General features: G+C 41.2%; 8 protein-coding genes and 1 pseudogene. All 9 read right to left on the bottom strand.

Going from position 1 to position 9,081, the window contains the following annotated elements:
* On the bottom strand, positions 1-1,316 hold a 1,316-nt coding region (locus K8S13_RS12220), incomplete at its 3' end, for an efflux RND transporter permease subunit (RefSeq protein ID WP_291462858.1).
* Between the two features lie 3 nt (positions 1,317-1,319).
* Positions 1,320-2,621, bottom strand: a complete 1,302-nt coding sequence (locus K8S13_RS12225) for an HlyD family efflux transporter periplasmic adaptor subunit (RefSeq protein ID WP_291462860.1) — start codon at positions 2,619-2,621, stop codon at positions 1,320-1,322.
* Positions 2,622-2,805: 184 nt separating this feature from the next.
* Entirely contained in the window at positions 2,806-4,014 is a 1,209-nt protein-coding gene (locus K8S13_RS12230) for a SpoIIE family protein phosphatase (RefSeq protein ID WP_291462862.1), read from the bottom strand.
* A gap of 36 nt (positions 4,015-4,050) precedes the next feature.
* A pseudogene (locus K8S13_RS12235) lies at positions 4,051-4,191 on the bottom strand (rhodanese-like domain-containing protein); the annotation flags it as partial.
* A 401-nt stretch (positions 4,192-4,592) separates the two neighbouring features.
* Positions 4,593-4,895, bottom strand: coding sequence for a YebG family protein (locus K8S13_RS12240; protein ID WP_291462864.1), 303 nt, complete (start codon positions 4,893-4,895; stop codon positions 4,593-4,595).
* Positions 4,896-4,983: 88 nt separating this feature from the next.
* On the bottom strand, positions 4,984-5,916 hold the full coding sequence (locus K8S13_RS12245) for a methylenetetrahydrofolate reductase (RefSeq protein WP_291462866.1): 933 nt from the start codon (positions 5,914-5,916) through the stop codon (positions 4,984-4,986).
* Complete coding sequence (locus K8S13_RS12250; protein ID WP_291462868.1) at positions 5,913-6,581, bottom strand: methylenetetrahydrofolate reductase C-terminal domain-containing protein; 669 nt, start codon at positions 6,579-6,581, stop codon at positions 5,913-5,915. Before K8S13_RS12250 ends, K8S13_RS12245 begins: the two co-directional genes overlap by 4 nt.
* 30 nt (positions 6,582-6,611) lie before the next feature.
* A complete protein-coding gene (locus tag K8S13_RS12255; protein WP_291462870.1) occupies positions 6,612-7,052 on the bottom strand; it encodes a hydrogenase iron-sulfur subunit in 441 nt (146 codons plus the stop codon).
* Positions 7,049-9,081: FAD-dependent oxidoreductase (locus K8S13_RS12260; protein ID WP_291462871.1), on the bottom strand; the 2,033-nt coding region annotated here is incomplete at its 5' end. The genes K8S13_RS12260 and K8S13_RS12255, both read right to left, overlap by 4 nt.

A 9,081-nucleotide genomic window follows, 5' to 3' on the forward strand; every position in this document is an offset into this window, starting at 1 on the left:
ATGGTTGTGGTAACCGCCATCACAACTGGTGCACCAATTTGACCAATACTGTCTATAACAGCATCTTTGGCAGATTTACCCGTCTTATAATGGGTATAGACATTTTCCCCTACAATGATGGCATCATCCACAAGTATACCCAGTGTCATGATAAATCCGAACAGGGACAACATGTTGATGGATGCACCAAAAAAGTCCAGGATAAGGAAAGCCCCCATAAACGATATGGGTATCCCTGACGCCACCCAGAAAGCGAGTCCGAGATCCAGAAACAGGGCCAGTACAATAAACACCAGCAATATCCCCTGGGAACCGTTTTTCAACAAAAGGTCAATTCTGTCCTGAACCATTTCCGCCATATCAAACCAATAATTCAGGGTGATGCCTTTGGGAAGGGAATCCCTGTTATTTTTAATATATTCCTTGACTGTTTTTGAAATAGCAATGGTATCCTGACTGTCTGTGCGATTAACAACCACAAGGACTGCGGATTTTCCATTAAACCTTGCCTTGACATCCGTATCTTCAAATCCATCAATAACCGTTGCAACATCTCCGAGTTTAATACTTGTCCCATCATCTCTTGTCACCAAAGGAATCCGTTCAAATTCTTCACCCGTATAAAGCTTTCCCTTGGCCCGGACCAGGAACTCCCCTCCTTTTGTCTTGATTTTACCACCCGGCAAATCAAGACTCCCTGTTTTTACGGCCATTGCGACCTGATCAAAAGACAGATTAAATCGGCGCAAATTTTCTTCAGACACTTCAATGGAAATTTCATAGTCCCTGACACCAATGAGGTTTGCAAGGGAAATATCATCCGTATCCACAAGATCATCTCTTATTTTCTCGGCAGTATCCCGCAACACCTTTTCGTTGACATCACCATATATGGCCAGATATATAGCCGGAGGATTATTTTTAATCTCAATGGCAACCGGGTCTTCGGCTTGTTCGGGAAATGAATCAATCAGATCCATCTGGGTTCTTATTTCATCCAGTTTTTCAATAATATCCGTTCCGGTCGCAAGTTCCAGTGTTACTGACCCGTGTCCCTCAAGGGCACTAGAATACATGGCTTTGACATCTTCAAGGCTTTTGAGCTGCTCTTCGATCTTAATGCAGATCCCTTCTTCAACTTCTTCGGGTGATGCGCCAGGGTATGTCACGGCGATATTGATCATATCAATGGAAAACTGAGGGAATAGTTCCCGTTTCATGTTTAAAATTGTATACAGCCCTGCAACAATGAGAAAAATCATTACCAGATTCACTGAAACCCTGTGTTCAACAGACCATTTAGCCAAAGCTTTCATGTTTTATTTCCCGTTTAGTTTGATATTGAGTTCCATTCCCTCTATAGCACCGGGAAGGGGAGAAAAAATAACTTTATCGCCCGGGGATAATCCTTCGTTAATATAAATCTCATCTTCAAACTTTCTTAAAACATTCACCCTTTTCATTTTCAAATGATTGTCATTCACTGTAAAAAGAATATTATCTCGCTTTAACAAATACCTTGGCAGTACAAAAATGTTTTCATAAGTCTCTCCGATAATACTGCATTTAACAAATGTACCCGGTTTTAAATTAAAAATATTTTTTATTTTTACATCAGGATTCAATATTTCAAGTGTCATGGGCAAGGTTCTTGTCTTTTCGTCAATTTTTGCCTTTACCCGGACGACTTTAGCATTCCATACAAATGGTTTCATACCGTCAAGATTTGCCACCATCACATTTGCATCCGGTGTTTTCCCATTTTCAAAAAAGGATTCAATCCATTTCATTTTCTCCAAAGGGATTCTCACATCCACATCCAGGCTTTCTTTTTGATAAATTGATCCTATGACCTGACCCGGATTGATATATTCTCCAACTTCAGCAAATTTATCCAGAACAAATCCATGAAAGCCGGCTTTTATTTGAGTCTTGTTAAATGCAAGATCGGCTTTTTGAAAATCAACCCGAGCCATGGCAAGAGCTGCATTCTTCTGCTCCATTAACGTGTCGGTCAATAACAACCTGTTGCTGATATTCTGCAAGGCAATCTTTGCTTGTAAATGTTGCTGTTCGGCTTTATCAAGGCTGTTTTTTGAAGCAAATTGATTTTCACTCAAAGCCTTGACTCTCTTAAATTCTTTTTGCGTAAGAGTTACATTGGCTTTGGAAAGCATGATATCATTTCTCAAATTTTCGATATCCTGCTTTAAACTTTCAATAGCTGTTTTTGCCTGCCTGACCCGAACCTGTCCTGCCTGCCGGTCCAGCTTATAAGATCTTTGATCAATACCGATCAGAACCTCCCCCTTATTAATCACCCCGCCCTCAATAAAAAATGGATGGATATAATCGATTCTCCCTGGCACTTCCACGGCAATCTTTACTAATTTCCTTGGTTTTACCGTGCCATATGCATCTACCGTCATAACTTTTGAAACAGGCGTTGCCACCATTACTTTGACGCTGGGAGGCGTTTTAACGATTTCTTTTTTCTCAGGTTCCTTTTTTAAAGATATAAGCAATTTTGCCAAGGCAATGGCAATCGCCAGGACAATAACAACCCTTAAAAATCTTAAAAAAAATGAAATAAATTTTTTAACCCCTGATGATTTTTCCATAATCAATATTCCACTCCTTGCTGGTATCAACAAATAGATTTTTCCAAATTTATTTAATCCATTCTATATACCAAGATTTCCTTTTTGAAAAGAAATTAGGAAGTAATTATATAACCTAAAGGTCACACGTAACCTAAAGGTCACACGTAACATTTCAAAAAGCTTGTTGCGATCAGGGAAGTGATCAAAGGTATGGATGCCACTTTACTGCTATCATTGTGATATCATCACTCTGGGGGGCATCTCCAATAAATGCAAACAAATCTGTTTTAACCATCTCTAAAAAAGCATCTGCCGAACCATAAAAATCCTTATTAATTAGATTTTCCAACCTGGCTCGTGTATAAAAATCTCTTATTTCTGATCGTGCTTCCGTCACCCCGTCTGTATAGCCAAAAAGTATATCATTTGTTTCAAGCTGGATGGTTTCAATTTCGTATGTTGCCCCCTGGATCGGCCCTAGGGCCGGCCCGGTAGCTTTAAGAGATTGTTTTATCCCTTTTTCTCCTATAATTAAAACCGGCTCATGTCCACCATTGATATAAAACATCTTGCCGGTTATTGGATCAAGAATACCAAAAAACAGTGTTACAAACATGCCCTCTTCGCAATGTTCTTTTGCCAGATATTCGTTAGTCAGAGAAACAGCTTTCAAGGCATCTTTTGGCAAAAAGCTTTCATTAATACCACCGAAATTCATACTATCTCCGGTGGTGAATGATCCTGAAAAAACACGTAAGAGGCTTCGAGTTAATGCCATAAAAAGCGCGGATCCGACCCCTTTGCCACTGACATCACCGATAACAAAGCCGATATGATTATTGGGCAATTCAAACATATCATAAAAGTCACCGGACAATTGCAAGGCAGAATGAAAATATGATGAGATATCACAGCTCTTAACTTCCGGCAGAAACCGAGGCAGAAAATCTTTCTGAATTTTTTTACCTTTATTAAGCTCATCATTAAGTGCCGTAGAATATTTCAATCGTTCTTCAGAAATATATAAGATATCTTTAAGCATTTTTGACCTTGAGGTTACAATGGTTTTGATCTCATGGGGATAATTTTCAGAAAGCTCAAGATGTTCGGTATCTGAGATGTCCTCCTGCAGCCTTTTATTCGCTGATGCTATGGCTTCTAAAGGTGCAATAATTTTTTGGGCAAGGAACTTTTTCAACGTTACCATCATAAAGGTGACAATTATTATGACAAGCACTGTAATTCTGATGCTGTACCAGAACAGATCCAGGGAACTAGCATCTTCTGTTAACCATTTGTATCCTAGCGAATAGACAAGTAAGACACCTTCGATAAACAGAATGCGCCAGAAAATACCCATTAAGAGGATCTCTCTTACACCTTTTTTTCTAACCTTTTTTTTATCATTCATTATAACACGTTAAATCCACCACACCTTCTGCAAAGTTTATTTATCTTCAACAGGGAATTTTGCCCTGAACCATTCCCGCCAGCCACCTTTAAGTGCATAGACCTCTGTATATCCATTTAACAATAATTTTTGTGCCAGACCGGCACTTGTCGCTTCGTTCGGTCATGCGCAATACAAAAGTAAAATACCCGCAATAATTAATGTCAAAGAAAGCCGGTGTGGTTCCAATGACTGATTTTAGTATCTCAATATCAGATGAATGCGCTGGGGAAAAAATGAAGAGTTGTTTGTATTGTGATAGTAAGGTTAAATAAATTATTGCACTAAAAATAATCAGAAAGAATCCGACATCCCCTGTCTTTCCGAAAAAATTTCCCAGTACGGCCAGAGTATCGGAAGAAATCATTATGCCGATAGCAAACACAAATACTAGAACGCTATCAATACCGGTCTTTTGCTTAAGAACTTGTTTGCCCATTTGCGACCTCTTCAATTATAGACAGAAAAACAATGTTACTTTTATTGTTTGGTCGCAAAAAACAATAAAAGCTTACAATTTATTCATAAAGTATTGCTACCTATTTTTTTGCTTTGGCTTTTCTGGGTGGCGGACTCTCTTTTTGTTCAGGCTTTTTGTCGGGTTTTTTCTTTGGCTTGATTCCCCTTAAAATGGGCATCAGTTTGTCCCTGTTCTCTGCTAGTAACAGGGAGATGTCCTCAAGTTGATTTTCATTGAGCTTGATCTTTGAGCTTTCCAGGAATTCAAACAAATTGTCGGCAATATCAAGCATTTTATCATAGGCGTCTGCTTCTTTTTTTGTCGCAAATGTCATCTTTTCCTCTCCATTCCTGACAACAATATACTTTACGATTACAGCCATTTTATCTCCTTGGAGTAATATTTTAAGGATACAGGCAAAAGCCTTACTTTAAACCTGTATCCTTTAAAGATCTTCTAACGGGTGTAGACTATACTTGTGGTCTTGGATAAAGGCCTGCTCTTTCTACTATTTCCGGAACTTTTTCTTCCCACTCTATGGCCATGATATGAAATCCCGAAACCCCTTCCAATTCCTTGAGCTCCTGGATATGTTCAACACAGATATCAATACCTTCCTGGCCCTGCTTGCCTTTGTCAACACCTGCCAGGCGGGCAATTATTTCATCTGGGACATCCATTCCCGGGACCCTGTTCTTCATGTACTTAGCCATACCCACGGATTTCATAGGAGTCATGCCGGCCATGATAAAGGTTTTTTCAGTCAGTCCCCTGTCAGCAGCTCTTTTGACCCACTCTTTAAACTTATCTATGTTATAAATGCACTGGGTCTGGATAAATTCAGCACCACAGGCAATCTTTTTAGCCAGACGCGGCACCCTTATTTCAAACGGATCGGCAAAGGGATTGGCAGCAGCACCCACAAACATTTTTGGCGGCTGTTTAATATTATCCCCACCAAGAAACTTTCCTTCATCCCGCATGTAACGAGCCGTCTGAATCAATTGCATGGAATCAAGATCGTGAACATTCTGGCCCTGTGCACAATCACCAAAACTCTGATGATCTCCGGACAAACAAAGCATATTCGGGATATCAAAAGAGGCGGCTCCCAAAATATCACTTTGAAGGGCAATCCTGTTTTTATCCCGTGTTACCATCTGGAGAACCGGCTCAATGCCCATGAGTTTGAGATGTACACATGCTGCAAGAGAAGACATTCTTGTCATGGCAGTCTGGTTGTCTGTAACATTGATGGCATCCACATAATCCCTGATCAAAGCACCCTTCTTCTTGACCTCTTCTGCATCACTTCCCCTGGGAGGCCCACATTCGGAAGTGACACCAATGTGTCCTGCTTTTAATATTTTTTCCAGATTACTTGCAGTATTTAAATCACTCATATCTTCACATCCTCCCTGGTTACCGTCCTTGGGCCACCTGCTCTGTCTGTGGACCAATCTTTAATCGGTGCAATTTTTTCATAATCATCCATTTTATCTAATGCTTTTAACCTGTCTAAAATAAGCTGCCAGGCACAATCAACATCTTTGCTGATCTCACATTTACCGTTTGTCGAACCACCGCAGGGACCATTGAGCACTCTTTTGGCACACCGTGAAACCGGACAGATCCCTCCGGTTCTGGCAAGCACACATGAGCCGCAGGCCTGGCATCTTTCCGTCCAAAGCCCCCTGTCTTCATTGGCACCCAGACAGACCGTATTTACACCCGGAATTAAAGGTGTTGTCAGATATTTTTCTGCTGCAAACTGAACACCAACACCACAGGCAAGAGAAACAATGGCATCATAATCATCAATATTGCTTCGAAGTTCTTCTAAGTACTCATGATCACACTGACGCTCAAGAGTTCTTTCATCAATCACTTTTTCATTGCCTTGATTGATAAAATACATTCTTAAGGCAGATGCCAAAATCTCTACTTCCTTTTTACCGCCCGCTTCACAAACCGTCACACACTCGTTACACCCGAGTATCAGTATCCGGTTATAGTCTTTCACTTCATCAATGATCTCTTCAATGGGTTTTTTCTCTGCTATTATCATAAGCTAACCTCATATTAAGCTGTTAATGTTTTAAGCTGCTTCTTTCTTTTTTTGTTTTGCCACCCGGATGGGGCTCGGGCCTAAGTCTTTGATTATATTATCCATTTCAATGGAATACTGGGCAAACAATGGGCCATCGCCAGCTGAGAGATTGAACATTTTCACACGCTCTCCTCCCACACCGATTTTTTCAAGAATAGCAGCTGCCTGTTTAACTCGATTTTTAGCCCTGAAATTCCCCTCATTATATTGGCAATCGCCTTCCAGACAACCCACCACATACACGCCGTCAACACCTTTTTCAAAGGCTCTTAAAATATGAATAACATCAACCCTGCCAGTACAGGGGACACGAATAATTTTAAAATTTGCCGGAATCTTCAATCTAATGGAACCTGCCAGGTCCGCAGCTGGATATCCTCAGTAATCACAGCAAAATGCCAAAATCACAGGTTGAAAATCATTTTTCATATTACCCCCTCCAGCAAAGATTCCACCTTGCTGAGCAACTGGTCATCTTCATACCAGTTTAGTTTTATTGTTTTAGCAGGACATTCAGATACGCACACACCACATCCCTGACAAAGGGCCGGGTCAATATAACTGACACCAAATTCATTAATAACCGGCACATTATATGGACAGGATCTGACGCATACAAGACAGGATGCACAATTTTCCGGTATTACTTCGGCTTTTACTGCAGAAAGAGTCAGGTATTCCTGGGAAAGGAATGTGGTGGCCCTTGATGCGGCTGCCATTGCCTGTGCAATAGTTTCAGAAATCAATTTTGGTCCGTGTGCGGTACCACAGATAAAAATACCTTCAGTGACCGCTTCAACCGGTTTAAGTTTCACATGGGCTTCCATAAAAAAGCCTTCAGGATTTCTGTTGGTCTTAATAATGCTTGCCAGTTCTTCGGTATCCGCAGCCTTGACACCTGCGCTCAACACAACAAGATCTGCACTGGCTTCTATTTTCTGTCCCAGAACGTGATCGGTAAAAGTGACCGTCATTTTACCGTCTTCGCCATGGGCCACCTCGGGCTGATTTTCCGGATCAAACCGTGAAAAAATCACGCCAAGATTTCTTGCTTTTGTGTAATACTCTTCAAGCATGGAGTACATTCTCATATCCCGATAAAGAATAAATACATCCGTATCTGTATTTTGTTCTTTTAAGGCAATAGCATTCTTGACGGCACTCTGGCAGCAGATCCTTGAACAATTTGGGTTCTCTTCGTTTCTTGACCCCACGCATTGAATCATGACAACACGGTCAAGGTCTTTCGCCTTGTTCTCCTCAATCATATCAGTGAATTCAATCTGGGTGACAACTGCTTCGCTTTCATTATAGAGAAATTCTTTGGGCTGGTATTCTGTTGCACCGGTTGCAACAATCATGACACCATGGTCTATTTTTCTTTCTTCCATTGATGTTCCCACAAGAATAGTGGTCTTGAAGTTGCCTTTATACCCATCGAATCCAACAATCAATGCCTGTTTAAGTACCTCTATCTTGTCATGACTCTCAACCGCCTCAACAAGGTCTTTCACATAGGCCCGGATATCATCTCCTTCAATGGTATGATGCAGCTTGTTTCCAAGGCCGCCAAGAAGATTTTCTTTTTCAACCAGGGTAACCTCATAGTCTTGATCAGCCAATGCTTTGGCAGCATTCATGCCTGCGATACCGCCACCAATAACAAGGGCCTTGTCAATCACTGTGATTCGTTTATCATGAAGCGGTCCCAGGGTTGCGACCCTTGCCACAGCCATTCGAACCAGATCCTTAGCTTTTTCAGTAGCTTGTTCAGGTTCATGAAAATGCATCCAGGAATCCTGGTTTCTAATATTTGCCATTTCAAAAAGATATTTGTTTAAACCTGCCTCCTCTAATGTATCCATGAATATGCCTTCATGGGTTTTAGGGGTACAGGATGCCACCACAACACGGTTGAGTTTATGCTCATTAATAATATCTTTGATAATGATCTGAGTATCCTGGGAACAGGTAAAAAGATTGATACCGGTATAAACAACATTAGGAAGTTCTTTGGTATAATTTTCAACCGCCTCAACATCAACCACTCCGGCAATATTAATACCGCACATGCAGACAAACACCCCGATTCTCGGATCTTCACCTAAGACATCTCTTTCATCCGGCATGCTAAGTACTTTTGTACAGGTATGACGAGCCGGGGCCAGCTTCATCCCGGCCGCAGCAGCAGAACCGCTTGCTTCGGTCACAGAGGAAGGGATATCCTTGGGACCCTGAAAAGAGCCCGATACATACACTCCGGGACGGGATGTCAGTAAAGGATTGAATGTCGAAGTTTTCACAAAACTATACTTATCCAATTCAACACCAATCCTGTTGGCAAGCTCTACACTCTCTTCGGGAATGACAAGACCCACGGAAAGAATAACCATATCAAAAACTTCCTGGTGCATTTTGCCTTGTTCATCTGCATAATTGAGGATCAGGTCGTCCGTTC

Source organism: Desulfobacula sp. (assembly GCF_021107415.1).

Coding starts and splice junctions, on each gene's coding strand:
- K8S13_RS12230 (WP_291462862.1), bottom strand. CDS start 4,014: ATGAATGATAAAAAAAAGGTTAGAAAAAAAGGTGTAAGAGAGATCCTC.
- K8S13_RS12245 (WP_291462866.1), bottom strand. CDS start 5,916: ATGAGTGATTTAAATACTGCAAGTAATCTGGAAAAAATATTAAAAGCA.
- K8S13_RS12250 (WP_291462868.1), bottom strand. CDS start 6,581: ATGATAATAGCAGAGAAAAAACCCATTGAAGAGATCATTGATGAAGTG.
- K8S13_RS12225 (WP_291462860.1), bottom strand. CDS start 2,621: ATGGAAAAATCATCAGGGGTTAAAAAATTTATTTCATTTTTTTTAAGA.
- K8S13_RS12240 (WP_291462864.1), bottom strand. CDS start 4,895: ATGGCTGTAATCGTAAAGTATATTGTTGTCAGGAATGGAGAGGAAAAG.